Raw genomic sequence first — 24,720 nt, forward strand, 5'->3', positions numbered from 1 at the left:
ATTCATCGCGCATTTACCACTCCTTGCGAGGTCGTGCGCCAGGGCAAGTAGCCTTGACCTGGTACCCCCCGTGTCTGCACGGCTCGGGGCTGTCGTGTTGCCGTCGTGGGGCTGTGGGCGAATCTGATGAGTCTTTCCGGACTTCTGGACCTTGTCGCCGGGGAGCCTGAGCTGGCTTCCCTTCTTCGGGATGTGCGCGAGGGCGACTCGTCCGACGTGTCGCTGGTCGCGCCGCCGGCGCTCCGTCCCTTCGCGGTGGCCGCGCTGGCCAGGGAGGGGGCCAAGGGGGCGGCCAGGACCGTCCTCGCGGTGACCGCGACCGGTCGCGAGGCCGAGGATCTCGCCTCGGCCCTCACCAGCCTCCTGAACGAGAGCACCGTCGCGGTCTTCCCCGCGTGGGAGACGCTTCCGCACGAGCGCCTGTCGCCGCGCAGCGACACCGTGGGCCAGCGCCTGGCGGTGCTGCGCAGGCTGGCCCACCCGGTCGAGGGCGATCTCTCGGCCGGCCCGCTGCACGTGGTCGTCGCGCCGATCAGGGCGCTGCTCCAGCCGATCGTGCGCGGCCTGGGCGACCTGCAACCGGTGCGGCTGCGCGCCGGGGACGACGCCGACCTCGACAGCGTCGTGCACAGCCTGGTGGAGAACGGCTACCACCGGGTCGACATGGTGGAGAAGCGCGGGGAGGTCGCGGTCAGGGGCGGGCTGCTCGACGTCTTCCCGCCGACCCAGGAGCACCCGCTCCGGCTGGAGTTCTGGGGCGACACCGTCGAGGAGATCCGCTGGTTCAAGGTCGCCGACCAGCGCTCGCTGGAGGTGGCCGAGGACGGGCTGTTCGCCGCCCCCTGCCGGGAGCTGCTGCTGACCGCCGAGGTCAGGGAGAGGGCGAGGCGGCTGGCCGAGGCGCACCCCTCGCTGGCCGAGGTCCTGGCGCAGCTGGCCGAGGGCGTGCCGATGGAGGGCATGGAGGCGTTCGCGCCGGTGCTCGCCGGAGAGATGGACCTGCTCGTCGACCACCTGGGGGAACAGGCGGCGATCTTCGTGTGCGACCCGGAGCGCATCCGCGGGCGCGCGGACGAGCTGGTGCGGACCAGTCAGGAGTTCCTGGAGGCGTCCTGGATCAACGCGGCGTCAGGCGGCGAGGCGCCGATCGACCTGGGCGAGGCGGCGTTCCGCACCCTGGAGGAGATCCGCGACCACGCGCGGCAGCTCGGCCAGCCATGGTGGTCGCTCGCGCCGTTCGGCGTGGAGAGCGAGACCGGCGGCGCTCGGGGCGGGGGGCCGGACGGCGGGCTGGTGCTCGGGGCGCGCGAGGCCGAGGCATACCGGGGCGACACCCAGCGGGCGCTGTCGGACATCAAGGGCTGGCTCGACTCCGAGCGGGTGGTCGTCCTGCTGAGCGAGGGCCACGGCCCCGCCGAGCGCATGGTCGAGCTGCTCAAGGGCGTCGACCTGCCCGCGCGCCTGGAGCCGGACCTTGAGCGGATCCCCGACCCCAAGGTCGTCCACGTCACCACCGGCCTGGTCGAGCACGGGTTCGTCACCCCGTCGCTGGCCGTGCTGACCCACCTCGACCTGGTCGGCCAGAAGGCGTCGACCAAGGACATGCGGCGGTTGCCGTCCCGGCGCCGCAACATGGTCGACCCGCTCCAGCTCAAGGTCGGCGACAACGTCGTGCACGAGCAGCACGGCGTGGGCCGCTACGTCGAGATGGTGCAGCGCACCGTGCAGGGCGCCACCCGCGAATACCTGGTGATCGAGTACGCCAGGGGCGACCGGCTCTACGTGCCGACCGACCAGCTCGACGAGGTCACCCGCTACGTCGGGGGCGAGTCGCCCACGCTCAACCGGATGGGCGGCGCAGACTGGGCCAAGGCCAAGACCAAGGCCAAGAAGGCGGTCAAGGAGATCGCCGGAGAGCTGATCCGCCTGTACTCCGCCCGGATGGCCTCACCGGGACACGCGTTCGCGCCCGACAGCCCGTGGCAGCGCGAGATGGAGGACGCCTTCCCCTACGCCGAGACCGGCGACCAGCTTGAGGCCATCGACGAGGTCAAGCGCGACATGGAGCGCCCGATCCCGATGGACCGGCTGATCTGCGGCGACGTGGGCTACGGCAAGACCGAGATCGCGGTGCGGGCGGCGTTCAAGGCGGTGCAGGACGGCAAGCAGGTGGCCGTCCTGGTGCCGACCACGCTGCTGGTGCAGCAGCACATGTCGACCTTCGCCGAGCGGTTCTCCGGATTCCCGCTCAATGTCAGGCCGATGTCGCGGTTCCAGAGCGACGGCGAGGTCAGCGCCACCTTGGAGGGGCTGCGCGAGGGATCGGTCGACGTGGTGATCGGCACGCACCGGCTGTTCTCGTCCGAGGTCGGGTTCAAGCAGCTCGGCCTGATCATCATCGACGAGGAGCAGCGGTTCGGTGTCGAGCACAAGGAGGCCATGAAGCACATGCGCACCCAGGTCGACGTGCTGGCCATGTCCGCGACCCCGATCCCCCGCACGCTGGAGATGGGACTCACCGGCATCAGGGAGATGTCCACGATCCTCACCCCGCCCGAGGAGCGGCACCCGATCCTCACCTTCGTCGGCCCGTACGACGAGAAGCAGATCGGTGCCGCGGTCCGGCGCGAGCTGATGCGTGACGGCCAGATCTTCTTCGTCCACAACCGGGTGGCCAGCATCAACAAGGTCGCGGCCATGCTGCGCGAGCTCGTGCCCGAGGCCAGGGTCGCCGTCGCGCACGGCCAGATGCAGGAGCACCAGCTGGAGAAGATCATGGTGGGCTTCTGGGAGCGCGACTTCGACGTGCTGGTCTGCACCACGATCGTCGAGTCGGGCCTGGACGTGCCCAACGCCAACACCCTGATCGTCGACCGGGCCGACAACTACGGCCTCTCCCAGCTCCACCAGTTGCGCGGCCGGGTCGGCCGGGGCCGCGAGCGCGGCTACGCCTACTTCCTGTACCCGCCGGAGAAGCCGCTCACCGAGACCGCCCACGAGCGTCTGGCCACCATCTCCCAGCACACGGAGATGGGCGCGGGCATGTACGTGGCGATGAAGGACCTGGAGATCCGCGGCGCGGGCAACATCCTGGGGGCGGAGCAGTCGGGCTTCATCGCGGGTGTCGGCTTCGACCTGTACGTGCGGATGATGGCCGAGGCGGTGCAGGAGCAGAAGGCCAAGCTGGCCGGCACCTACCAGGAGGACGAGCGGCCCGACGTCAAGGTCGAGTTGCCGATCAACGCCCACATCCCGCATGACTACGTCACCTCCGAGCGACTGCGCCTGGAGGCGTACAGGCGGATCGCCGCGATCGGTTCCGACTCCGACATCGGCGCGGTGCGCGACGAGCTCGTCGACCGGTACGGACGACCGCCCCAGCAGGTGGAGAATCTACTGGAGGTCGCCCGCTTCCGGATCCGAGCTCGCCGTGCCGGGCTCACCGACGTCACCCTGCAGGGCCAGAACATCAAGTTCGCGCCGGTGGAGCTGAAGGACTCCCAGCAGGTCAGGCTCCAGAGGCTGTACCCGAAGGCGCTGCTGAAGCAGGCGGCGGGTACGTTGCTGGTGCCCGTGCCCAAGACCAGGCCCCTCGGCGGTCAGCCGTTGCGCGATCTGGATCTGCTCAAGTGGTGCGGCGATCTCGTCGAGGCGATGTTCCTCGAAACCGCGCGGGTAGAGTAAGCACGTTTGTCGTGAAGGGAACGCATGTGAAGTCGACCCGAGTGCGCGTCATCCTGGCGGTCGCCGCCGCCGGTGTCGCGCTGACCGCCTGCTCTCCGAACCAGGTCGGCGCCGCCGCCGTCGTGGGTGGGGAGCGCATCAGCTCCAGCGAGCTGGACAGGAATGTCCGTGAGTACGAGGCGGCGCTGTCCAAGGCGGGTGTCTCCGCCTCGGAGCTGCAGTTCCAGGACAGCGTCCCGCAGCTCGTGCTCTTCCAGCTGGCCAATGCCAAGCAGTACGCGAAGGTCGCCGAGAGCAAGGGCATCACGGCCACCGCCGGCGAGATCGACCAGGTGATCGCGGGTCAGGGTGGTCAGGAGAAGTTCGAGCAGCAGATGCTCCAGCAGGCGGTGGCCCCCTCGCACGCACGCGAGTTCATCAGGTCGCAGGTGCTGATCAGCAAGCTCGTCGCCAAGTACGGCGGCGGCACGGACGAGGCGGCCATCCAGCGCGGCCAGCAGCAGGCGGTCAAGGACCTGCAGGCCATGCCGATCACCTGGAACCCGCGCTACGGCCAGCTCAACCAGCAGCGGAGCCAGGAGCAGCCGAGCGTCTTCGTCGACGCCGGTCGCTTCGGTGCCCCGGCGGCACCCGCCGCCCCTGCCGCCGAGCAGCCCGAGACCCCGCAGCAGTAGCCTCCGGGCATGTCGCTGATCATTGTCACCACCTCGCCCCGGGTCGCCCCGGGGCTGCTCGGCCATCGCGCCTGGCAGGTTCTCGCGGAGGGTCCGGTCCGCACCGGGGCCGCGGACCATCCGCACCTGCCCTACCTGGCGGAGGCCGGGATCGACGTCGAGGTGGTCGCCTGCGACCCGGCCGCGCTGGTCCGCGAGGCGGTGGCGGCGACGGTCGTGTGGCTGGAGGCCGACGAGGCGCTGATGCGCTCCATCGGCCACGCCGCCGTGGCGCTCGAGGACCCGCCGGTGATCGAGGTCGTGCCGGGCTCGTACGACCTGCCGGGCGCGCGGCTGCTCGACCTGGTCTCGGTGATGGACCGGCTACGGGTCGAATGCCCGTGGGACGCCCGGCAGACCCACGAGTCCCTGGCCCCGTACCTCATCGAGGAGGCCTACGAGGTGCTGGAGACCATCGAGGAGGGCGACCACGCGGCGCTGCGCGAGGAGTTGGGCGACCTGCTCCTCCAGGTGGCCTTCCACGCGCGGGTCGCCCGGGAGCGGCCGGACGGGTTCGACGTCGACGACGTGGCCGACGGGATCGTCGCCAAGCTCGTCCGCCGTCACCCGCACGTCTTCGCCGACACCCGGGTGGAGGGTGCGGGCGAGGTCAGCGCCAACTGGGAGACCATCAAGGCGGCCGAGCGCGCGGCCAAGAGCGGCGGTGATCCCGGCTCGGTGGTCGACGGCGTTCCGATGGGCCAGCCCGCGCTCTCCCTCGTCGCGCAGCTCCTGCGCCGCGCCGAGCGCGCCGGAGCTTCCGCGGACCTTCCCGAGGGGGTGCCCGCCGACGGCCTGGGAGCGAAGCTCTTCGAGCTCGTACGGCAGGGGCAGGCGGCCGGTCTCGACCCCGAGGCCGAGTTGCGCGCCGTCGCCCGCGCCTACCGCGACCAGGTGCGTGCCAATGGCGACGCTAACGCGTCGCGGTGAGGCCGCTCTTATCCGGCTCCTTCCCTTGTCGAGGGAGGCCGCTCTTATCCGGCTCCTTCCCTCTCCTCAGTCCAGTCGCCGGCGCGGCCTCACGGGTAGTCCCCCTAAGGGAGAAGCGCGGGGCGCGTCCTCAGGGGGCTCCTTGGGATGGTCTTCTCAGTCCGGTCTCCGGTGGGAGCTGAGCGCCGGGCGGGTCCTGATGTCGGCGGCGGAGCGCCTTCGGGTCCTCATATGGAAATTGCGCGAACATTGTTCGGCGGTATCCCGGTCACCGTACCTGCACATAGATCTCGATAGGCTTCCGAGGCAAACTGTCCTGCGACTTTAGGAGCGCTTCGTGGCTTCCATCGAGGGCGTTACCGCCCGAGAGATCCTTGACTCCCGGGGTAACCCGACGGTCGAGGTCGACATCCTCCTGGACGACGGCAGCCAGGGGCGCGCCGCGGTTCCCAGCGGCGCGTCCACCGGCCAGTTCGAGGCTGTCGAGCTCCGTGACGGCGATGAGCGCTACGGCGGCAAGGGCGTGGAGAAGGCGGTTCTCGGTGTGACCGACGAGATCGCCGACGAGATCCTCGGGTTCGACGCCGCCGAGCAGCGCAGCATCGACCAGGTCATGATCGACCTGGACGCCACGCCCAACAAGGCACGCCTGGGCGCCAACGCGATCCTGGGCGTCTCGCTCGCCGTGGCCAAGGCGGCCGCGGACAGCGCCGAGCTGCCGCTCTTCCGTTACCTGGGCGGGCCGAACGCGCACGTGCTGCCGGTGCCGATGATGAACATCCTGAACGGCGGCGCGCACGCCGACACCAACGTCGACATCCAGGAATTCATGATCGCCCCGATCGGGGCGGAGACGTTCCGGGAGGCCGTGCGGATGGGCACCGAGGTCTACCACGCCCTCAAGGCGGTGCTGAAGGAGAAGGGCTACGCCACCGGTCTCGGCGACGAGGGCGGCTTCGCCCCGAACCTGCCCTCCAACCGCGACGCGCTCGACCTGATCCTGGTCGCCATCGAGAGGGCCGGGTACGTGCCCGGCGAGGACATCGGTCTGGCCCTCGACGTGGCCGCCTCCGAGTTCCACTCGGACGGCGTCTACACCATCGACGGCAAGGGCCTGTCCGCCACCGAGCTGATCGCCTTCTACGAGGACCTGGTCGCGAACTACCCGCTGGTCTCCATCGAGGACCCGCTGGACGAGAGCGACTGGGAGGGCTGGAACGCCATCACCCGCGCCCTCGGCGACAAGGTCCAGCTGGTCGGTGACGACCTGTTCGTGACCAACCCCGAGCGCCTGGCCCGCGGCATCGCCGAGGGAACCGCCAACGCGCTGCTGGTCAAGGTCAACCAGATCGGCACCCTGACCGAGACCCTCGACGCGGTGGACCTGGCCCACCGAAGCGGTTACCGCTGCATGATGAGCCACCGCTCCGGCGAGACCGAGGACACCACGATCGCCGACCTCGCCGTGGCCACCAACTGCGGCCAGATCAAGACCGGCGCCCCGGCCCGCTCCGACCGGGTGGCCAAGTACAACCAGTTGCTCCGCATCGAGGAGCTTCTGGACGACGCGGCCCGTTACGCGGGTCGGGCGGCCTTCCCCCGCTTCCAGCGGTAGTTTCTTCTGGCGGCTCGTACCCGTGCCGAGCGCGGGCGCACATCGGGAACGCCGGCTGCGGTCCGGCGTTCCCGATGTGCGGAGATCGGCATCCGCCGGTGTCGGAGCCGCCGTACGGGGCACGGTGGACGGCGCCGCGAGAACGTGTGGACGAGGAGGGGCGCATGGCGACACGGCCGCAGTTGACGGGACGGGCCGCGGTCCTCGCGATCGTGGTGTGCGCGATCGCCATGAGCCTCGCCTACCCCATCAGGGAGTACGTCGCCCAGCGCCGCCAGATCGCCCAGCTGGAGCAGGAGAAGGCCAGGGAGATCGCCGCGATCAAAGCCCTGGACGACCGCCACAAGCAGCTCCTGGACCCCGGTTTCATCAAGCGGCAGGGCAGGGAGCGGCTTTTCTACTGCGACCCCGGGCAGAAGTGCTACGTCGTCATGGGCGAGCAGCCCTCGCCGGGTAGGGGCACGACCGGTGGGCGGAAGGCCGTCGCCAGGCCGCCGTGGTACGAGACGCTGTGGGACTCGGTCAAGGTCGCCGACAGCGGTGGGGGACAGAAGGCGGCCAGGGCCGCCGGGTGACGCGGATACCCTGGTTGTCATCTTTTGGGGGTGTCACGAATGGTTGATGACCGCGACGTGGCGGCGGTGGAGCGACAGCTCGGCCGGGCGCCGCGAGGACTGCGGGGGGTGGCGCACCGCTGCCCGTGCGGGCTGCCCGATGTCGTCGAGACCGCCCCGAGACTGCCGGACGGATCGCCCTTCCCGACCCTGTTCTACCTCACGTGTCCCAGGGCCGCCTCGGCCATCGGCACGCTGGAGACCTCGGGGATGATGCGGGAGATGCAGGCCAGACTCACCGATGATCCGGAGCTGGCCGAGGCGTACCGGGCCGCTCACGAGGACTACGTGGCGCGCCGTGACAAGGCGGCCGCCGCGGGCGGCCTGGAACCGTTGCCCCGCGACATGCAGAGCACCGGGGGCATGCCCACCCGGGTCAAATGCCTGCACGCCCTGGTCGGGCACGAGCTCGCGGTGCCGGGGAGCAATCCCTTCGGCCGTGAGGCCCTCGACGCGCTCGGCGAGTGGTGGGCCGCCGGGCCATGTGTGGAAGTCGAAGACATAGAGGAGAGCAAGTGATCCGCGTCGCCGCGATCGACTGCGGTACCAACTCCGTCCGCCTGCTCATCGCCGAGGTCGGCAGGGACAGGCTGATCGACGTCGAGCGCCGAATGGAGATCGTCCGGCTGGGGCAGGGGGTCGACGAGACCGGCAGGCTGGCGACGGACGCCCTGGAGCGCACGTTCACCGCCATGCGCGGCTATGCCGAGCTCATCGATCGGCACGCGGCCACCTCGGTCCGCGTGGTCGCCACCAGCGCGACGAGGGACGCCGCCAACCGGCAGGACTTCGTGGACGGTGTACGCGAGATCTTCGGCGTCGAGCCGGAGGTGATCACGGGCGTCGAGGAGGCGGAGCTGTCGTTCGTCGGGGCCACCCGCGAGCTGGTGCGGTTCTCGCCCGAGACGGGACTGCCCGCGCCCGACGGCACCCGCCCCCCGTACCTCGTGGTCGACATCGGTGGCGGCTCGACCGAGTTCGTGCTCGGTTCGACGCATGTGGAGGCCGCGTTCTCCGTCGACATCGGGTGTGTCCGGTTGACCGAGCGTCACCTGCGCGGCGCGGGTGACCCGCCGTCGGCGAAGGCGATCGAGGCGGTGACCGCCGACATCGACGACGCGCTCGACCGGGTCGCGGCCGAGGTGCCGGTGGAACGGGCACTGACGCTGGTCGGGCTCGCCGGCTCCGTTACCACGGTCGCCGGAATAGCCCTTGGGCTGCCTGAATATGATTCGCAGAAAATTCACCACTCGCGAATTTCGGCAGGTCAGGTGCATGACATCGCCGACAGCCTGCTTGGAATGACAGTCGGGCGACGGGCGGCGATTCCGGTCATGCACCCCGGCAGGGTCGACGTGATCGGGGCGGGCGCGCTCATCCTCGACCGGATAGTGACCCGGTTCGGTTTTGGCGAGGTGGTCGCCAGCGAGCGCGACATCCTCGACGGCATCGCGTGGTCTGCTGCCAAATCATAACAAGACCTAGACAATTCACCCGTTTAGGGAGTATTGAGAAAAGCTTCCCGTTTATGGTTAGGTAAAGAAGCTTTAGTGAGACTTTGCCGTGGGCCCGGCACAGCTGTTGCCGGGACGGCAACCGTCTCCGGAGCGAATCTTGCTTCCCAACGAACGGAGCATCCCCTCATGAAGTCCGGACTAGCAAGGAAGCTAGCCGCAGCAGGAGCCGGCGCGGCCATGCTGGCAACCATGGCAGTAGGCATGCTGGCCACGCCCGCAGCGGCGGCCAGTGGGTCGGGCCAGGCGGTCTCGGCCGCCGCCAAGCCGAAGCCCGCGGTGTGGGCGGGCACTCCCAAGGCGTCTCCCTCGAAGTACGAGGGTGAGTGCCCGGTCAAGGTGACCTTCTCCTCGAAGATCAAGGTGAAGGCCGTCAAGGCCAAGACCACCGTCGCCTACCGGTGGTTGCGCGGAGACGGATCCAAGGGCAAGGTCAAGACCTTCACCTTCCGCGGCAAGGGCGTCAAGAGCTTCACCGTCAAGGAGAAGGCGACCTTCAAGGGCGACGTCAAGGGCTGGCAGGCCATCCAGCTCCTGGCTCCGCGTGCCGCCACCTCCGCGAAGGGCTACTTCTCGGTCTCCTGTGGCGCGGGCGAGGATGACCACGAGGTCGTCAGGCCCGGCGTCGGTGCGCAGGTGTGGGTCGACGAGGGCAACTGCAAGGCTGCCCTGATCGGCCGGATCACCACCTCCGACAGCCGCTGGGTGCGTTACCAGTGGGTCGTCAACGGCCGCGTCGTCGACCGTGACGCCGTTCGCGTCGACGGCTCGCGCAAGGTCTACCACGTGATCAGGCCCCGTGACGACTTCAGGGGCTGGGCCTCGCTGGAGATCCTCAGCCCGGTCGAGACCTCGTCCAACCGCGCCTACTTCAAGATCTGGTGCAAGGACACGTCGCCGAAGATCTCGACCTACGTCAGCGCCCCGACCGACTACGTCGGCACCTGCCCGGTGACCCGTACGTTCACCGGCACGATCAGCGCTTCGCACGTCCGTGGCTCTGTGAAGTACCGCTGGATCCGCGACGGTGTCGCGGGCGACTGGCAGAGCGTCTACTTCAGCGGTCACGGCCCGCAGAGCCAGAGTGTGACCGACACCTGGACCGCCTCGACGTCCGGCTACGCCAAGCGTGCGATCGAGATCTACGACGGCCCGACGAGTGGCATCGCGGTGGGCAAGGTCTCCTGCACGCCCGCCCCGACTCCTACTCCCACCCCCACCTCCACCTCCACTCCCAGCGCCTGATGACCTGACAGGTCGCGACAGCGCGCCCGGCGGCTGCCGCCGGGCGCGTCCGGAGTGAGACAGGCGGCGCCCGCATCCAGCGGGCGCCGCCTGTCGCTTTCCCGCCCTGCTCCGCCGCCCCGCCCCGCCCTTTTCCCGCTCCCCGCCCCACTCCGCCGCCCTGTCCTGTCCTGTCCTGCCCCACTCCGCCGCCCTGCCCTGCACCGCCGCCCTGTATCGCCCCGCCCGCCCGGGACAGGGCGGGCGGGAGGCGGGCCGCACGGTGTGGGCACCGCGGCTCCCGGTGTCGGGCACCATCGAACGCATGACCTATGTTCCTCCTGGATCCGGCTGGCCCGATGATCCCGCCCGACCCGACACCCCCGTCGCCCACGACCCCGCCGAGGTGCGCAGGCTCGCGGAGGGGAGCGGCACCCTCGCGGAGCTCACGGCCGCGGAGTCGGTCTGCAGGGCCTGCCCGCGCCTGGTGGAGTGGCGCGAGGAGGTGGCGAGGGTCAAGAGGCGGGCATTCGCCGAGGAGACCTACTGGGGCCGGCCCATCGCCGGATGGGGCGACGAGCGGCCCGAGGTCCTCATTGTCGGGCTGGCCCCGGCGGCGCACGGCGGCAACAGGACCGGGAGGATCTTCACCGGCGACCGCAGTGGTGACTGGCTGTTCGCCTCGCTGTACCGGACTGGTCTGGCCGTACAGGAGACCAGCCTCCACGCGGGCGACGGGCAGAGGCTCGTCGGCACGCGAATGGTGGCGGCGGTCCGGTGCGCTCCGCCCGCGAACAGGCCCACGCCCGCCGAGCGGGCCGCCTGTTTCCCCTGGCTGGCCCGGGAGGTCGCCCTGCTCTCGGCGGACGTACGGGTGGTCGTCGCGCTGGGAGGATTCGCCTGGCAGGCGATCTGGCCCGCGCTGAAGGACGCCGGATACGCCTTGCCCCGGCCGAGGCCGTCCTTCGGGCACGGCGCCGAAGTGGAGATCACCTCCCCCGGGGGAAGGCCCGCACGTCTTCTCGGTTGCTACCACCCCAGCCAGCAGAACACCTTCACCGGCCGCGTGACCGCGCCGATGCTCGACGAGCTCTTCGCCAGGGTGAACGCGCTCCGCAACTTGTGAACTCAATCACAAACAGAAGATCAATGAAAATTTTCGCGAGAAGGGGGCAGGTTTCTAGTCGTTATCGGAAATTCCGTATAGATTGCCGGGATCGCGGCTGGCGCGACCGGGAGTACGCACGTATTCTTGTGAAAGGTTTCACAAGCCTCGAAACTTAAGGATGGCGTCGAAGTGGACCGCAACTCCAAGCACATCGTGGTCGTCGGTGGAGGCTATGTCGGCCTTTATACCGTGCTGCGCCTGCAGCACACGCTCCGTAAGGAACTGCGCGACGGAAGCGTGCGAATCACTGTCCTCACCCCCGAGTCCCACATGACCTACCAGCCCTTCCTGCCCGAGGCGGCCGCGGGAAACCTCTCGCCCCGGCACGTGGTCGTCCCGCTCAGGCGTGTGCTCTCGAAGGCGATGATCCTCAACGGCAAGGTGACCAAGGTCAACCACGCTGCCAAGAGCGTCACCTTCGCGCCCAACGTCGGCACGTCGCACGAGATCGGCTACGACATCGTGGTCATGGCCGCCGGCTCGGTCTCCCGTACGCTCCCCATTCCCGGCCTGGCCGACGCCGCGATCGGTTTCAAGACCGTCGGTGAGGCGATCGCGCTGCGCAACCGGGTGCTTGAGCTCCTCGACCGGGCCGAGAGCGACGACGACGAGGCCCTGCGCAGGCGGGCCCTGACGTTCGTCGTGGTCGGCGGTGGCTTCGCGGGTGTCGAGGCGCTCGCCGAGCTGGAGGACATGGCGGTCGACGCCACCCGCTACTACCGCACCATCTCCCGCGAGGACATGCGCTGGGTCCTCGTGGAGGCCACCGACCGCATCCTCCCCGAGGTCGGCCCCGAGATGGGCAGGTGGACCGCCGAGCAGTTGCGTGAGCGCGGCATCGAGGTCAAGATGAACACCCGCCTCGACTCCTGCGAGGGCGGCCTGGTCAAGCTCTCCGACGGCGACGAGTTCGAGTCCGCCACCATCGTGTGGACCGCCGGGGTGAAGCCCAGCCCGGTCGTCAACGCCGGAGACCTGCCCCTCGACGAGCGTGGCCGGATCAAGACGAGCAGCCGGCTGACCGTGGTCGGCGTCGAGGACGCCTACTCGGCCGGAGACGTGGCGGGTGTGCCCGACGTGACCAACCCGGGCCAGTACTGCGCGCCCAACGCCCAGCACGCCGTACGGCAGGCCAAGGTCCTCGCGGACAACATCACCCGCAGGCTCCACGGGCAGGAGCAGCTCGACTACCGGCACAGGTATGTCGGCTCCGTAGCCGGGCTGGGGCTGTACAAGGGGGTGGCCAATGTCTATGGGATCAAGCTTCGCGGGTTTGCCGCATGGTTCATGCACCGTACCTACCATTTGTCGCGGGTGCCCACTTTCAATCGCAAGGTCCGCGTTACGGCCGACTGGACTCTGGCGCTCTTCTTCAAGCGTGAAACCGTCTCCCTCGGAGAGATCGAGGAGCCACGCACGGAGTTCCGCGCCGCGGCGAGGACCTGAACCCTTCCGGGGGTGGACACTCGCGTCCGCCCCCGGATTGCTCGTTCCCGGCGGTGTGCTATTCCTTGACCGGGTTCCCGAATCCAGCGCGGGTCCGTAGATTTGGAGCGGTGAGTCATGCGACGGTTGGCTTGAGCAGTTACGCATGAGTGGTCTGTTACGTATGATTAGGCGCCCCCGTAGCCCAATGGCAGAGGCAAACCCCTTAAAAGGGTTCGAGTGAGGGTTCGAGTCCCTCCGGGGGTACCGCATTTCCCATTCGACAGTCGGCCTGTGACCAGTGCAAATGTGGCCATGGGCCGATTTTTCTTACTACTTGGGATTCGATGTGACCCTGGTATAAAATGGTAACCATGGGGAACGAGGCGAACCTGGAGTCGATGCTTCGGGCCAATGGGATCGCCCGGCAGGTGATCGATCACATCGGGGACAAGTGGTCCCTGCTGGTGATCGCGGCCCTGGGGCACGAGGCCCAGCGGTTCTCCCGGCTCAAGGTGCGGATCGAGGGGATCAACCAGCGCATGCTGACCCGGACGCTGCGTGCGCTGGAGCGCGACGGCATCGTCGAGCGCAACGTCTATCCGACCTCGCCGCCCAAGGTGGAATACGTGCTCACCCGGATCGGCCGCGACCTCTCGGTCACCGTGACCGGTCTCTGCGAGTGGGCGCGCCGCAACCTCGACGAGGTCGAGGCGTCGCAGCGCCTGTTCGATGAGAGATCGGCGAAGGAGATGTGAGGTCCGGGAACCAGACGTGCCAACCGTTCGTTGACACCATCGGCGGTAGCCGTACGGTCACTTGAACAACATGGATATCAGCACGATACGGCCGTGTGACAACCGATCTAATACGCTGATCGCGTAGGTCGCAGCGTGGAGGCAGCGATGGAGAGCAAGAACCCCGTATTCAGTCGGCAGGCCAAGGGGCCTCAGCAGGGCTGGGGCGTGCCGACCCCCACCCCTGATCAGCTTCAGGGAATGTACAACACGCCGTCATACGCGCCGCCCGCACAGCGGACGATGACGATCGACGACGTGGTCGTGCGTGGCTTCATCACGCTCGGCACGCTCGTTGTCTCGGCGGCGGTCGCCTGGGTGCTCAACCTAGGCATGGTCGCGGCGATCGTCGGCGTCGTCGTCGGTCTGGTGCTGGCCCTGATCATCTCGTTCAAGCAGAGCACCAACCCCGCGTTGATCCTCGGCTACTCGGTGTCGTACGGCGTCGCGATCGGCGTGATCAGTCACGTTTACAACAACCTGTACAGCGGCATCGTCTTCCAGGCGGTGCTCGGCACGGCTCTGGCGTTCGGTGCCATGCTGACGGTCTACGCGTTGCGCATCATCCGGGTGACGCCGAAGTTCACCAAGTTCGTGGTGGCCGCGGGGCTGGGCCTGATGGGTCTCATGCTCGTCAACCTGCTCGCCGGCTTCTTCATCGAGGACGGCATCGGCATCCGCTCCGGTGGCCCGCTGGCCTACGTGTTCAGCATCGCCGCGATCCTCATCGGCTGCTTCTTCCTGCTGCTGGACTTCGACGAGGTCGAGCGCGGGGTGCGGGCGGGCGCCCCGGAGAAGTACTCGTGGCTGATGGCCTTCGGCCTGACCGTCACCCTGGTCTGGATCTACCTGGAGATCCTGCGCCTGCTGAGCTACTTCTCGAGTAGCGACTGACAACCAGGTCAGGAGGCCCCGCCGGACCCGATCCGGCGGGGCCTCCTGTTTTTCTGATCGGGTACGCGAGTGAACGGAAGGCAACGGGGGATAGACGAACCGCGACGGGAGAGAGCATCGCGGGGCTTGCTATCTGCGCTTTCGTGATGCACTGTCGAGCAAAGGAGCCTATCCGTGGAGGTGCCCATGTCGTTGAACCACTCAATGGAGACGCAGAGCAAGCTGATCGCAAGGGTTCCGGATATCACGGGACGCGCACTCCCCGAGTGGTTCCGAGCAATCGACAACGGCCCGTCGTTCCTTCGCTGTGATGAGCGCGCCACCTGGCTCGCCAATGAGCACGGGCTGTCCCACGGCTATGCCGCCGCCATAGTGCACGAGCACGAGCGGCACCGCCGTACCCGCCACCTTTAAGTCGACCGTCTCTGCCAAGCCCGCGCCACCTTGGTGGTGCGGGCTTCGCCGTGTGCGCCATGATGAGGGCATGGATCATGAGAAGGCGCGCGGGTTCATCCGCGCCAACCACCGCGCGATCATGCTGACCTCGCATGCCGACGGACGCCCGCAGCTCTCTCCGGTCGTCGTGGGGCTCGACGCGGAAGGGAATCCGATCGTCAGTACCCGGGAGACCGCGGCCAAGGTCCGCAACCTGCGCAGGGACCCGCGACTCTCGCTCTGCGTGACCACCGACGCCTTCTTTGGCGAGTGGATCCAGATCGACGGCACCGCGGAGATCGTCCCGCTGCCCGAGGCGATGGAGACCCTGGTCTCCTACTACCGCGACATCTCCGGTGAGCACCCCGACTGGGACGACTACCGGGCCGTCATGGAGCGGGACCGGCGGGTGATCGTGAAGATCACGATCACCCGTGCCGGCCCCGATGTCCACGGCTGACCGGAACACCGGCCGGCCCTGGCCTCAGCTGAGGCGTTCCAGGACCATGGCCATGCCCTGGCCGCCGCCGACGCACATGGTCTCCAGCCCGATCGACCTGTCGTGGAAGGCGAGGCTGTTGATCAGGGTGGAGGTGATGCGGGCCCCGGTCATCCCGAAGGGGTGGCCCACCGCGATGGCGCCGCCGTTGACGTTGAGCCTGTCGAGGTCGATGCCGAGGTCCTGGTACGACGGGATGACCTGGGCGGCGAACGCCTCGTTGATCTCGACGAGATCCACGTCGCCGATGGACATGCCCGCCCTGGCCAGGGCCTGCTTCGAGGCCTCGACAGGGCCCAGGCCCATGATCTCGGGAGACAGGCCGGTCACGCCGGTGGAGACGATCCGGGCGAGCGGGGTGATGCCGAGTTCGGCGGCCCTGGTGTCGCTCATCACGATCACCGCGGCGGCGCCGTCGTTCAGCGGGCAGCAGTTGCCCGCGGTGACCGTGCCGTCGGGCCGGAAGACCGGCTTGAGCGTCGAGACGGCCTCGTAGGTGGTGCCGGCGCGGGGGCCGTCGTCCTTGCTCACCACGGTCCCGTCGGGCAGGGTCACCGGGGTGATGTCCTTCTGCCAGAAGCCGTTGGCGATGGCCTTCTCCGCCAGGTTCTGGGACCGGACGCCGAACTCGTCCTGTTCCTGCCGGGAGACGCCCTTCAGTCCGGCGAGGTTCTCCGCGGTCTGGCCCATCGCCACGTAGACGTCGGGCACCTGGCCGGCCTCGCGCGGGTCGTGCCAGATCCCGCCACCACCCTCGGCGGCCCTGGCCGTACGGGCGCGGGCGTCGTCGAACAGTTCGTTCTCCGTGCCGGGCAGGTCGGAGTTGCCCTTGGCGAAGCGGGAGACGCACTCCACGCCCGCCGAGACGAACACGTCGCCCTCGCCCGCCCTGATCGCGTGCAGCGCCATCCGGGTGGTCTGCAGGGAGGACGAGCAGTAGCGGGTCACGGTGGTGCCCGGCACGGTGTCCAGGCCGAGCAGGGTGGCGACCACCCGGCCGATGTTGAAGCCCTGCTCGCCGCCCGGCAGGCCGCAGCCCAGCATGAGGTCGTCGATCGTGGTCGGGTCGAGTTGGGGGACCTTGGCAAGCGCGGCCTGGATGATCTGTACTGTCAGGTCATCGGGGCGGATGTCCTTGAGGGACCCCTTGAAGGCGCGTCCGATGGGCGAGCGCGCGGTCGCGACGATGACTGCCTCGGGCATGTGGCTCTCCTGGGTTCGTGGCTGCTCCTCCAGCGGAGCGTACCGCGCGGTATGCCCAAAGCCGCGCCCAGGGGGGCGTTAAAACAGAACTTTGTACGGGGTGTGCAGGGGCCCGTCCGGGGACGGGCCCCTGCCGCGAGTCGACCGCCCCTGCGGGCTGCGGACGCCTGCTGCGGGGCCGTACGGGGCCGCGCACGCCGACCGTGAATCGGCCGCCTGTGCCGATCGCCTGTGCCGGCTGCCCGTGTTGGCCGCACACCTCGGCCGCGGATGTCAGCCGTACATGCCGGGCAAGGTACCGTCGCCGTCCTTGATTCCGTGGAGGCCGCCCTTCTCGTCGCGCCACATCCGCCAGCCGTTCTGGCTGCCGGTGAACCAGGCGGGCGGGACGCCGGGGCCGGACACCCGCTTACCGTCGGCCAGTCTGAACTCGCACAGCGAGGCCACCGAGTAGAACCCGGAGTTCTGGCCCTTGAGCGCGAGCGGTTTGGGATCGGTCGCGCAGAAGGACCAGCCGTGCTCGTCCTTGACGTCGGCGTTGCGGCCGGTGGAAAGGTCGAAGGTGTTGCCAGGCTTGTCGTGTCGCAGGAAGCCGACCTTCTCCATCCGGGGTGGGAAGGCCAGCCACCAGCCGGATTCGGGAACCTGCTCGGCGGAGATCTGGCCGAGCACCCGGCCGCTGTCGGCCTCCAGCCGGGCGAACCCGCCGTACCGGCCCTGCTGGTCGACGGGGCGGACCACCGGTGCGAAGCCTGGGCTGCCGCTGGGGTAGACGCGGACCACCGACGGGCGCATCCAGTTGACGGTGCCGTCGGCGAGCTTGACGGAGAACAGGCCGAAGGCGGAGACCTTGCTCGTCTTCGGGTTGGTGTAGGGGGCGACGTACCCGACGAGGTTTCCCGCCGTCGCGCCGAAGGACCAGCCGCCCGACAGGTCCACCCCGGAGCCGAGGGCCTGCTCGACGGGGACCCGCCAGATGACCTTGCCGGTCTTCAGGTCGTGTGATTCGAGGACGGGATGGCGGGCGAGGCGGAGGAAGACCACACGGGAGGTGTCGGACCATTCGACCTCGGCGATGCCGGGGAGCTTCCACGCGATCCTGCCGGTGACCGGATCGAGCACCACGACGCGGGCGCTCGCGAGCGCGGTGTGCTCGGCCACGCACACGAAAGCCCCGCACCGCTGGGGGCCGAAGGTGGAGTGCACCGGGCGGCTCCATCTGCGCGCCCCGGTTCTGGCGTCGAGGCCGACGAGAGTGGCCTTCCAGCGACCCCGCCTGGCGGGGTCGATCGTCACCGCGACGGTCTGCCCGGTGGCGGTCTCGACGATCGCGGGAGCGGGCACACCCATGCCCGGCAGGCGGCCCGCCATGGTCGAGGGGTGGGCCCACAGTTTCCTGCCGGTGGTGAGGTCGACGGCCACCGTCTCAAGCGTGCCGTCCGGCTTCATGGAGGTCGTCGTGGCGACGCCGTTGGCGACGGTGGTGCGGCTGACCGCGTTCACCTCGGTGTTGTGCCAGGTGGGATGGTCAGGGGTGGCCGCTTCACTGCCGGAGCAGCCGCCCAGGGTCAGAACTCCGGCGAGCACCAGGGCCGGTTTCGCGAGGGGCCGGATCACGGGTATTCCACTCCAATGCGGGCGAGGCGTTACGGCTTCGCGGCGGAGGGTGACCGTGTTCAGGAGCCGTCGGGTCGCGTTCCGGGCCTCCGGCCGAGCATGGTCACCCACCGTCCGTGAGGTCCGGTCGCTCGACCGGCGACACGGGTCGCGGAGACCTCGGCGCCGGGCTCCTCCGCGGCCTTGGCCGCCGCGAGGTAGATCGACTCAGCGCGCCGGGCACGAGGTTCGGGCCACAGTTCCAACGCACTGCATACGGAAGGTAGCACTGCGTAAGCTATCTGGAGATAGCCTTGGCTAGATGGGTGATAACGATCAAGGCCGAACATCTCCGCCGGGTTCATGTCGAACTCCGGCCCCAGCAGGTCCGCGAAGGCCACGGTCCGCCCGCCCGCCTCGACCACGGCGACGGTCTGCGCGGCGGCCAGCTGGCGGCTCCATCGCCTGGTCACCCGGCGCAGCGGCTGCGCGATCGGCCTGACGGTGCCGAGGTCGGGACAGGTGCCCACGACCACCTCCGCCCCCGCCTCCCGCAGCCGCCGGACCGCTTTCTGCAGGTGTCGTACGGCCTGGGCCGGCATGGTCTGCGAGGTGACGTCCGGACGGCGGTTCCTCCATGCCGTGCGGGCGGCCGACCGCACGGCGGGCCACCATGGCCTCGGCCAGCAGCAGGCCGTAGGCCGCCGCGCCGAGCACGGTGATACCTCCTCCCAGCGCGGCCGCCGCGGCGATACGACGGGCGGCTCGCGCCGTCCCGAATGTCCGGATCACGTGACGTTGCTCCCTCCGTACGGGGCGGTAGCGTTGCCTTGGAACACGATCGAGGTCCCGCCACCCCCATGGGATCACGGCGATCGACACAACAAGCTGACAGAGCTTTGGTATTTCGAGGTGATATTCCGGTGCGCGTACATGACTCGCTCGTCGAACTGATGGGCAATACCCCTCTCGTCCGGCTGTGGAAGGTGACGGAGGGCATCTCCGCCCAGGTGCTGGCGAAGGTGGAGTACTTCAATCCCGGTGGTTCGGTGAAGGACCGCATCGCGGTGCCGATGATCGACGCCGCCGAGAAGTCGGGCGAGCTGCGGCCGGGGGGCACGATCGTGGAGCCCACCTCGGGCAACACGGGGATCGGCCTGGCCATCGTGGCACAGCAACGGGGATACCGGTGCCTGTTCGTGGTGCCGGACAAGGTGGCCCAGGATAAGATCGCGGTGCTGCGTGCCTACGGCGCGGAGGTCGTGGTCTGCCCGACGGCGGTCTCTCCCGACCACCCCGACTCCTACTACTCCGTCTCCGACCGGCTGGCCAAGGAGACGCCGAATGCCTGGAAGCCGGACCAGTACTCCAATCCGAACAACCCTGAGAGCCACTACCGCTCCACGGGGCCGGAGATCTGGGAGCAGACCGAGGGTCGGATCACCCACTTCGTGGCGGGCGTCGGCACCGGTGGCACGATCAGCGGCACCGGCCGCTACCTCAAGGAGGTCTCCGGCGGCCGAGTCAAGATCATTGGTGCCGACCCGGAGGGCTCGGTCTACTCCGGCGGCACCGGGCGGCCGTACCTGGTGGAGGGCGTCGGCGAGGACATCTGGCCGGCCACCTACGACACCACGATCTGTGACGAGATCATCGCGGTCTCCGACAAGGACTCCTTTGGCATGACCCGCCGCCTGGCCCGTGAGGAGGCGCTCCTGGTAGGCGGCTCCTGCGGCATGGCGACGGTCGCGGCGCTGCGCGTGGCCGGGCAGGCCGGACCTGACGACGTGGTCGTGGTGCTGCTGCCCGACGGCGGCCGCGGCTACCTGTCGAAGATCTTCAACGACGAGTGGATGGCCGACTACGGCTTCCTGACCACCTACAGCGACGAGGGCCTGGTCAAGGACGTGCTGACCCGCAAGAGCTCAGGCATGCCGGAGTTCGTGCACACCCACCCGCACGAGTCGGTCGACACGGCCATCTCGATCATGCGCGAGTACGGAGTGTCGCAGCTTCCCGTGATGAAGGAGGAGCCGCCGGTCATGGCCGCCGAGGTGGTCGGCTCGATCCTGGAGCGTGACCTGCTGGACGCCCTCTACCACGGCCGGGTGCGGCCGACCGACCCGCTGGCGGCTCACATGTCGCAGCCGCTGCCGACGATCGGCGCGGGGGAGCCGGTCTCCATCGCCGTCGAGGCGCTGGAGAAGGCCGACGCCGCGGTCGTCCTCGACAACGGCAAGCCCGTCGGGCTGCTCACCCGCCAGGACCTGCTGGTCTTCCTCGCCAATCGCTGAGTGCCGCCCGGACGCCCGCCGGGAGACCCCGGTCGGGGTTCGGGCCGTCTCCTTGCGGTCAGAGAGGAAACTCGGCCACCACCTCCCAGGCACCGGAGTGGGTGGGCCCGGCCATGAGCCTGCCGCCGAGCGCCTCGACGCGCTCGGCCATGCCCACCAGGCCGAAGCCGCCACCGAGGCGGGAGACCCTGATGTCGGACGCCGAGCCGTAGTTGCGCACCCGCAGCCGCACGGCGTCCCCGTCGGACCAGGCCTCCGCGGCGGAGGCGGCACGCCGGCTCCGCTGCTCCTGGCCGTTCCTCGCACGCCCGCTCCCGGCCCAGGCGCGCAGGTCGGAGCCGTCGGTCAGCCTCAGCTCCGCCTCCACCCAGCCGGTGCCCGGGGCATGCCGGCGAACGTTGGTCAGCGACTCCTGGAGGACCCGGTGGAGGGTGGTCATCACCTCGGGGGCCACGGTGCCGTCGGTGATGCCCTGACCGATGTCGAAGGCGACCTGGGGGCCGGCGGTGGAGAAGCGCTCGACCATCGTGCGCATCTCCATGAGCGTGCTGCCCGGTGAGCGGGCGGCCTCGTCCTGCGCGCGGAGCACACCGACCAGGCGGCGCATCGAGGTCAGCGCGTCGGCGCCGGCGCCGGCGATCGCCTCCAGGGCCGGTACCACGGCCTCCGGCTTCTGCTCGGCGACGACCTTGGCGGCCTGTGCCTGTACCACGATCCCGGTGATGTGGTGGGCGACCAGATCGTGCAGCTCCCTGGCCAACTCCAGGCGCTCGGCCCGCCGCACCGCCTCGACGGCCTCCCTGCGGCGCTCCTGCTGGAAGCGGAAATAGGCGCCGATACCCGCGGCGAACGACCAGCTCACGAAGAGCAGGAAGCCGGAGACCACGCTGGCGGTCGTCTCGTTCAGGCGCACGCAGGAGGTCTCCAGTACGACCATCGCGGCCAGCGAGAACAGCGCGGCCTGCCGCACCGGCTCGATCGCGCGCAGCCCGCCGACGGTGAGGACCAGCAGCGCCCCGATCTCGGCCAGCCCAGGACTGCCGTCGGCCTCGGCGATCCCGATGGCCAGGCTGGACAGGAACGACACCGCCAGCAGGGCGACGAATCCGTTGACCCGTCGGCTGCGGCGCCACAGCACCGCCGCGATGCCCACCATGCCGCACACGAGACTCGGCCACGCCGCCCCGTTGGGCTCGCTCGTCACCACCACGAGGTCGATCAGCAGGAGCAGGAGGAGCCAGCCGATCAACGCGATCTCGCTGAGCCTTTTGACCCAGTAGACGAGCCGATTCGTTTCCCCCACGGTCACAGAGCCTAAGCCTGAAGGGGGAGATGTCATATCGACCGTTCGGACGAATCATCCCGGTTCGAACCGGACCTTCAGCGGAGGCGGTGCCAGGTGGGCGTCACCGATGCTTGAGACGTCGAAGTGGGAAGAGAAGGGAGTGAGCCTGGGGGATGGGGCGGTTGCAGGTGCCCTGAGGGCGTCGATGTTGCGAGTAGCGTTGACCTCATGAACCAAGGATTCGAGACGCTGGCCATCCACGCAGGTCAGGAACCCGACCCCTACACCGGGGCCGTGGTGCCGCCGATCTACGCGGTTTCCACCTACAAGCAGGACGGCGTGGGCGGGTTGCGCGCCGGATATGAGTACAGCCGGTCGGCCAACCCGACCAGGACGGCGCTGGAAGAGGCCATGGCCGCGGTCGAGGGCGGCAGCCGAGGTCTGGCCTTCGCCTCGGGCCTGGCGGCCGAGGACACGGCGCTTCGCACGATCTGCAAGCCGGGCGACCACGTCATCATCCCGAACGACGCCTACGGGGGCACCTACCGCCTGTTCGCCAAGGTTCACGAGCGCTGGGGGCTGCACTACGACCCGGTGCCGCTGGGCGACCTGGCGGCGGTGGCGGCCGCGGTGACCCAGAAGACCAGGATCATCTGGGTGGAGACGCCCACCAACCCGCTGCTCGGCATCGCGGACATCGCGGCCCTGGCCCAGCTCGCACGCGAGTGCGGTGCGTTGCTGGTGGTGGACAACACCTTCGCCTCCCCGTACCTGCAGCAGCCGCTGGCGTTGGGGGCGGACGTCGTCGTGCACTCCACCACCAAGTACGTGGGCGGTCACTCCGACGTGGTCGGTGGCGCGCTCGTCGCACGCGACGCCGGGCTGGGCGAGGAGCTCGCATACCACCAGAACGCGATGGGCGCGGTGGCCGGGCCGTTCGACGCCTGGCTGACGCTGCGCGGCCTCAAGACGCTCGGGGTGCGGATGGACCGTCACTGCGAGAACGCCGAGCGGGTGGTGGAGCTGCTGCTCGCCCATCCGCGGGTGACCTCGGTGCTCTACCCGGGCCTGGCCGATCATCCCGGTCACGAGGTGGCGGCCAAGCAGATGAGGCGCTTCGGCGGCATGGTCTCCTTCCGGACGGCCGGGGGGGAGGCCGAGGCGGTCGAGGTGTGTGACCGGACCAGGCTGTTCACCCTGGGCGAGTCGCTCGGTGGTGTGGAGTCGCTGATCGAGCACCCCGGCCGGATGACCCACGCCTCCGTGGTGGGCTCGCCACTGGAGGTCCCCGGCGACCTGGTCCGCCTGTCGGTCGGCATCGAGTCGATCGACGACCTCCTCGCCGACCTCACCCAGGCACTGGGGTAGGAACGCGGGCGCGCTCAGACCGGGTTGAACCAGACCATCAGCGCCAGGATGATCATCCAGATCAGCACGATCACGCCGGAGAGCGCGGCGATCCGGCCGACCTGCACCTGGGCGCCGTCCTCCGGGCTCTCGCTGGAGAGGACCCGGATGGCGGTGCCCTGGTCGCGGACCACCATGACCAGCAGTCCCAGGGTGACGATGAAGAGCGTCATGGACACCGACAGGTACGGCCTGCCGAGGGATCCGCCACCCAGCAGCAGGCCGAACAGGAAGATCCCCAGGGAGGCGAGGCCGTAGATACGGGTGGTCTTGTGCAGGTAGCGCAGGACGCTGACGTTCTTGGCGCGGATGAATCTGGGAGTGGACATCGTGGCGGCGGTCACCGGGCCCAGAGCGAAGATCGCAAAGCCGATGTGCAGCCAGAGCAGCAGGTCTGTCATGCGCCAGACCTTAGTCTTCGCCGATCTTTTCTGAGTACGGCTCGCGCGCACGTCGCCGACCTGGAGCGATCTTTTGAAGGAGGCTCCGGCACAGCGGGCGGGCGTGCCCCGGACCCTTCGTCTCCGGCGGGCGCCGTTCGGGCCGGGTCGGTCGGACACCCGGGGGTGGAGGTCAATCGCCCTCGATGCCGTCGTGCCTGTCGCGGCCGTGCGGGACCATGCACACCTCGAAGCAGACGCAGACGATGAGCATCAGTGCCACGAGAATTCCCGCGAGCATCGGACTCATTCCTCCCCCTTGAATCGGTGAACTTTCTTTACTAGGTAGACGGCGGCCGCCCCGAAGGTGTTGTTACGAAAGGGTCACGTTTCGGGGGGTGGGCGTTGAGGTGGACGTTGCCGGTCGAGGGATGGTCGATCTTCGCATCCTGCTCTGAGCACACCCAGGGATTAGTAGGATCGAGGAAGAGCCCGTTCCCATGTGATGTGAGACCGGCGGCGAAGTCGTGGTCGTGCCGGGCGGGCCTTCCACCGAACAGAGATAGACGGCACGAAGGAGTGCCCGCCGTGGCTGTCAAACACGTTGAGCCGTACACCGAGGAGTGGCGGGACCAGCCGGCCCACTATGTCAGCCTCGCCGTCGAGGCACTGGGTGACCAGGTCGAGAGCTGGTGGCAGGGTCCCTGCGACCCGCGCACCGTCACCGTCCGCCTGACCGGGGGCGACGCGCTGGTCTGGGACGAGGAGAGCGGCTGGCGCCGTGGCCGCTATGCGAGCGGCGACCCGGGCACCCCCACCGTCCTCGCCGACGATCGCTATCTCGGCGGCGGCCTCCTGCTCGCTCCCCGCCGGCTCCCCTCCGCTGTTGCCGACGCCCGCGCGGGCGTCGGCAACAGCACGGCGTGGCGCCCCTGCTACCGCTCCTACCGCCACTACCACGACGGCTTCGACCTGGCACTCGACGGCTACATCGGCTAGGCCGACGTCCGAGGCCCCCGGTGGGTGAATGCCGGGCGGGACCC

Annotated in this window: 22 protein-coding genes and 1 tRNA gene; 18 read left to right on the top strand and 5 right to left on the bottom strand. The window is 69.0% G+C overall.

Annotation, left to right across the window (positions count from 1 at the left end):
- The first annotated feature begins 126 nt into the window (after nt 1-126).
- From mfd to OIE13_RS35250, 15 genes are all read left to right on the top strand, one after another.
- Nucleotides 127-3,684, top strand: a complete 3,558-nt coding sequence (gene mfd / locus OIE13_RS35180) for a transcription-repair coupling factor (protein ID WP_326644856.1) — start codon at nt 127-129, stop codon at nt 3,682-3,684.
- Nucleotides 3,685-3,710: 26 nt separating this feature from the next.
- Complete coding sequence (locus tag OIE13_RS35185) at nt 3,711-4,358, top strand: SurA N-terminal domain-containing protein (protein ID WP_326644855.1); 648 nt, start codon at nt 3,711-3,713, stop codon at nt 4,356-4,358.
- Between the two features lie 9 nt (nt 4,359-4,367).
- On the top strand, nt 4,368-5,327 hold the full coding sequence (locus OIE13_RS35190; RefSeq protein WP_326829325.1) for a MazG family protein: 960 nt from the start codon (nt 4,368-4,370) through the stop codon (nt 5,325-5,327).
- A gap of 337 nt (nt 5,328-5,664) precedes the next feature.
- Nucleotides 5,665-6,942, top strand: coding sequence for a phosphopyruvate hydratase (gene eno / locus OIE13_RS35195; RefSeq protein WP_326644852.1), 1,278 nt, complete (start codon nt 5,665-5,667; stop codon nt 6,940-6,942).
- A gap of 164 nt (nt 6,943-7,106) precedes the next feature.
- On the top strand, nt 7,107-7,517 hold the full coding sequence (locus tag OIE13_RS35200; RefSeq protein ID WP_326644850.1) for an FtsB family cell division protein: 411 nt from the start codon (nt 7,107-7,109) through the stop codon (nt 7,515-7,517).
- A 39-nt stretch (nt 7,518-7,556) separates the two neighbouring features.
- The gene (locus OIE13_RS35205) at nt 7,557-8,075 is read left to right on the top strand and encodes a DUF501 domain-containing protein (RefSeq protein ID WP_326644848.1); all 519 of its coding nucleotides are present in this window, start codon (nt 7,557-7,559) and stop codon (nt 8,073-8,075) included.
- Nucleotides 8,072-9,031 carry a Ppx/GppA phosphatase family protein gene (locus tag OIE13_RS35210; RefSeq protein ID WP_326644846.1) on the top strand — a complete coding sequence of 320 codons (960 nt, stop codon included), beginning with the start codon at nt 8,072-8,074 and terminating at the stop codon, nt 9,029-9,031. Before OIE13_RS35205 ends, OIE13_RS35210 begins: the two co-directional genes overlap by 4 nt.
- A 231-nt stretch (nt 9,032-9,262) precedes the next feature.
- Complete coding sequence (locus tag OIE13_RS35215) at nt 9,263-10,315, top strand: hypothetical protein (RefSeq protein WP_326644844.1); 1,053 nt, start codon at nt 9,263-9,265, stop codon at nt 10,313-10,315.
- Nucleotides 10,316-10,619: 304 nt separating this feature from the next.
- Nucleotides 10,620-11,420 carry a uracil-DNA glycosylase gene (locus OIE13_RS35220; protein ID WP_326644842.1) on the top strand — a complete coding sequence of 267 codons (801 nt, stop codon included), beginning with the start codon at nt 10,620-10,622 and terminating at the stop codon, nt 11,418-11,420.
- A 171-nt stretch (nt 11,421-11,591) separates the two neighbouring features.
- The gene (locus OIE13_RS35225) at nt 11,592-12,908 is read left to right on the top strand and encodes an NAD(P)/FAD-dependent oxidoreductase (RefSeq protein ID WP_326644840.1); all 1,317 of its coding nucleotides are present in this window, start codon (nt 11,592-11,594) and stop codon (nt 12,906-12,908) included.
- Nucleotides 12,909-13,081: 173 nt separating this feature from the next.
- Nucleotides 13,082-13,154, top strand: a tRNA-Leu gene (locus OIE13_RS35230).
- 107 nt (nt 13,155-13,261) lie between these two features.
- Nucleotides 13,262-13,645 carry a winged helix-turn-helix transcriptional regulator gene (locus OIE13_RS35235; protein WP_326644838.1) on the top strand — a complete coding sequence of 128 codons (384 nt, stop codon included), beginning with the start codon at nt 13,262-13,264 and terminating at the stop codon, nt 13,643-13,645.
- A gap of 147 nt (nt 13,646-13,792) precedes the next feature.
- Nucleotides 13,793-14,578: a Bax inhibitor-1/YccA family protein gene (locus OIE13_RS35240; protein WP_326644836.1), complete on the top strand. Its 786-nt coding sequence runs from the start codon at nt 13,793-13,795 to the stop codon at nt 14,576-14,578.
- 186 nt (nt 14,579-14,764) lie between these two features.
- Nucleotides 14,765-14,992, top strand: a complete 228-nt coding sequence (locus tag OIE13_RS35245; RefSeq protein ID WP_326644834.1) for a DUF4287 domain-containing protein — start codon at nt 14,765-14,767, stop codon at nt 14,990-14,992.
- Nucleotides 14,993-15,062: 70 nt separating this feature from the next.
- On the top strand, nt 15,063-15,473 hold the full coding sequence (locus OIE13_RS35250; protein WP_326644833.1) for a PPOX class F420-dependent oxidoreductase: 411 nt from the start codon (nt 15,063-15,065) through the stop codon (nt 15,471-15,473).
- Nucleotides 15,474-15,497: 24 nt separating this feature from the next.
- Here the strand turns inward: OIE13_RS35250 and OIE13_RS35255 are convergent, their stop codons facing one another.
- The 3 genes from OIE13_RS35255 to OIE13_RS35265 all read right to left on the bottom strand — a co-directional run bounded on the left by OIE13_RS35255 (nt 15,498) and on the right by OIE13_RS35265 (nt 18,973).
- On the bottom strand, nt 15,498-16,715 hold the full coding sequence (locus OIE13_RS35255) for an acetyl-CoA C-acetyltransferase (RefSeq protein ID WP_326829326.1): 1,218 nt from the start codon (nt 16,713-16,715) through the stop codon (nt 15,498-15,500).
- A 273-nt stretch (nt 16,716-16,988) separates the two neighbouring features.
- Nucleotides 16,989-18,332, bottom strand: coding sequence for an outer membrane protein assembly factor BamB family protein (locus OIE13_RS35260; RefSeq protein WP_326644830.1), 1,344 nt, complete (start codon nt 18,330-18,332; stop codon nt 16,989-16,991).
- 59 nt (nt 18,333-18,391) lie between these two features.
- Nucleotides 18,392-18,973, bottom strand: a complete 582-nt coding sequence (locus OIE13_RS35265) for a GDSL-type esterase/lipase family protein (protein ID WP_326644828.1) — start codon at nt 18,971-18,973, stop codon at nt 18,392-18,394.
- A gap of 261 nt (nt 18,974-19,234) precedes the next feature.
- Between OIE13_RS35265 and OIE13_RS35270 the strand changes: the two genes are divergently transcribed.
- Nucleotides 19,235-20,605: a cystathionine beta-synthase gene (locus OIE13_RS35270; RefSeq protein WP_326644825.1), complete on the top strand. Its 1,371-nt coding sequence runs from the start codon at nt 19,235-19,237 to the stop codon at nt 20,603-20,605.
- Nucleotides 20,606-20,663: 58 nt separating this feature from the next.
- Here the strand turns inward: OIE13_RS35270 and OIE13_RS35275 are convergent, their stop codons facing one another.
- On the bottom strand, nt 20,664-21,908 hold the full coding sequence (locus OIE13_RS35275; protein ID WP_326644823.1) for a sensor histidine kinase: 1,245 nt from the start codon (nt 21,906-21,908) through the stop codon (nt 20,664-20,666).
- Between the two features lie 210 nt (nt 21,909-22,118).
- Here OIE13_RS35275 and OIE13_RS35280 point away from each other — a divergent pair, with 210 nt between their 5' ends.
- Nucleotides 22,119-23,258 (top strand): cystathionine gamma-synthase, encoded by a 1,140-nt coding sequence (locus OIE13_RS35280; RefSeq protein WP_326644821.1) that lies wholly within the window; start codon nt 22,119-22,121, stop codon nt 23,256-23,258.
- Between the two features lie 14 nt (nt 23,259-23,272).
- On the opposite strand, the gene OIE13_RS35285 is transcribed toward OIE13_RS35280, so the two are convergent.
- Nucleotides 23,273-23,698, bottom strand: a complete 426-nt coding sequence (locus tag OIE13_RS35285; RefSeq protein ID WP_326644819.1) for a hypothetical protein — start codon at nt 23,696-23,698, stop codon at nt 23,273-23,275.
- Between the two features lie 567 nt (nt 23,699-24,265).
- Between OIE13_RS35285 and OIE13_RS35290 the strand changes: the two genes are divergently transcribed.
- On the top strand, nt 24,266-24,676 hold the full coding sequence (locus tag OIE13_RS35290) for a DUF6292 family protein (protein WP_326644817.1): 411 nt from the start codon (nt 24,266-24,268) through the stop codon (nt 24,674-24,676).
- Nucleotides 24,677-24,720: the final 44 nt, after the last annotated feature.

This window comes from Streptosporangium sp. NBC_01810 (assembly GCF_035917355.1).
GTDB lineage: Bacteria > Actinomycetota > Actinomycetes > Streptosporangiales > Streptosporangiaceae > Streptosporangium.

Bases quoted from the DNA above. Each gene is read 5' to 3' on its own strand.
- mfd (WP_326644856.1), top strand. From the start codon at position 127: ATGAGTCTTTCCGGACTTCTGGACCTTGTCGCCGGGGAGCCTGAGCTG.
- OIE13_RS35190 (WP_326829325.1), top strand. From the start codon at position 4,368: ATGTCGCTGATCATTGTCACCACCTCGCCCCGGGTCGCCCCGGGGCTG.
- OIE13_RS35200 (WP_326644850.1), top strand. From the start codon at position 7,107: ATGGCGACACGGCCGCAGTTGACGGGACGGGCCGCGGTCCTCGCGATC.
- OIE13_RS35205 (WP_326644848.1), top strand. From the start codon at position 7,557: ATGGTTGATGACCGCGACGTGGCGGCGGTGGAGCGACAGCTCGGCCGG.
- OIE13_RS35215 (WP_326644844.1), top strand. From the start codon at position 9,263: ATGGCAGTAGGCATGCTGGCCACGCCCGCAGCGGCGGCCAGTGGGTCG.
- OIE13_RS35220 (WP_326644842.1), top strand. From the start codon at position 10,620: ATGACCTATGTTCCTCCTGGATCCGGCTGGCCCGATGATCCCGCCCGA.
- OIE13_RS35235 (WP_326644838.1), top strand. From the start codon at position 13,262: ATGGGGAACGAGGCGAACCTGGAGTCGATGCTTCGGGCCAATGGGATC.
- OIE13_RS35240 (WP_326644836.1), top strand. From the start codon at position 13,793: ATGGAGAGCAAGAACCCCGTATTCAGTCGGCAGGCCAAGGGGCCTCAG.
- OIE13_RS35245 (WP_326644834.1), top strand. From the start codon at position 14,765: ATGTCGTTGAACCACTCAATGGAGACGCAGAGCAAGCTGATCGCAAGG.
- OIE13_RS35250 (WP_326644833.1), top strand. From the start codon at position 15,063: ATGGATCATGAGAAGGCGCGCGGGTTCATCCGCGCCAACCACCGCGCG.
- OIE13_RS35255 (WP_326829326.1), bottom strand. From the start codon at position 16,715: ATGCCCGAGGCAGTCATCGTCGCGACCGCGCGCTCGCCCATCGGACGC.
- OIE13_RS35280 (WP_326644821.1), top strand. From the start codon at position 22,119: ATGAACCAAGGATTCGAGACGCTGGCCATCCACGCAGGTCAGGAACCC.
- OIE13_RS35285 (WP_326644819.1), bottom strand. From the start codon at position 23,698: ATGACAGACCTGCTGCTCTGGCTGCACATCGGCTTTGCGATCTTCGCT.